General features: G+C 58.4%; 1 protein-coding gene and 1 pseudogene. Both read left to right on the forward strand.

Annotated features, from left to right (window positions below):
- Positions 1 to 340, forward strand: a pseudogene (locus AC1DRJ_RS27690) (LPS-assembly protein LptD); the annotation flags it as partial.
- Positions 315 to 1408: peptidylprolyl isomerase (locus tag AC1DRJ_RS27695; protein ID WP_477804953.1), on the forward strand; the 1094-nt coding region annotated here is incomplete at its 3' end. The pseudogene AC1DRJ_RS27690 and the gene AC1DRJ_RS27695, both read left to right, overlap by 26 nt.

Genomic DNA, 1408 nt, shown 5'->3' on the forward strand with positions numbered 1-1408 from the left:
CTACAAGATCGAGCAGCACGACTTCTCGGTGATCTGGCCGATCGTGCCTCAGTGGAACGCCATCAGCCGCTGGCAGTATGACTACACCCAAAACCGTACCCTGGAAGCCTTCGGTGGTTTCGAGTACGACAACTGCTGCTGGAAACTGCGCCTGATCAACCGTTATTGGGTTTCCTATGACGAATTCAGTCAGGACGCGCCACAAAACGAAGCGGGAGACCACGGCGTCTTCCTCCAAATTGTTCTGAAGGGACTCGGCGGCCTCACCGGCGCCAAAGTRGAGAGCTTCCTCGACAAAGGCATCCAAGGTTATCGTGAACGTGAAAACCAAGCTTTCTGATTGTCTGCGCCCGCTACTGCTGGGCGCGCTGTTTCTGGGTACCGCGGCCAACGCCGCCGTACAGTCCATCGACAAAGTGGTGGCCATCGTCGACAACGACGTGGTCATGCAGAGCCAACTGGACCATCGCGTTCATGAGGTTCAGCAAACCATTGCCAAGCGTGGCACTGCCGTGCCGCCAGCCAGCGTGCTGGAGCAGCAGGTGCTTGAGCGTTTGATCGTCGAAAACCTGCAATTGCAGATCGGCGAACGTTCGGGCATCCGCATTACCGATGAAGAACTGAACCAGGCGGTGGGCACCATTGCCCAGCGCAATAACATGACCGTGGATCAATTCCGCGCCGCGCTGGCTCACGACGGTCTGTCTTACGACGACGCTCGTGAACAGATTCGCCGTGAAATGGTCATCAGCCGTGTGCGTCAGCGTCGCGTGGCCGAGCGCATCCAGGTGTCCSAACAGGAAGTAAAGAACTTCCTCGCCTCCGACCTGGGCAAGATGCAATTGTCTCAAGAGTTCCGTTTGGCCAACATCCTGATTCCTACGCCGGAAAGCGCCAACTCCGAAGCGATTCAGAATGCTGCCAAGCAGGCGGACGTGGTTTACCAGCAGCTCAAGCAAGGGGCTGACTTCGGTCAGCTGGCCATGGCCAAGTCTGCCAGCGAAACCGCACTGGAAGGCGGCGACATGGGCTGGCGTAAAGCGGCTCAATTGCCACCTCCGTTCGATCGTATGTTGAGCTCCATGTCCGTTGGCGAAGTCACCCAACCCATGCGCACACCCGGCGGCTTCATCATCCTGAAGATCCTCGACAAGCGTGGCGGCGAAACCCAGGTGCGCGACGAAGTGCACGTGCGTCACATCCTGGTCAAGCCAAGCCCAGTGCGCGACGAAGCAAAAACCAAGGCCTTGGCGCAATCGCTCTACTCGCGTATCGAGTCGGGTGAAGACTTCAGCGAACTGGCCAAGAGCTACTCGGAAGACCCGGGTTCGGCCCTCAACGGCGGCGACCTGAACTGGATCGATCCGAACGCACTGGTTCCGGAATTCCGCGAAGTGATGGCCAGCAC

The organism is Pseudomonas sp. P5_B2 (genome assembly GCF_056400445.1).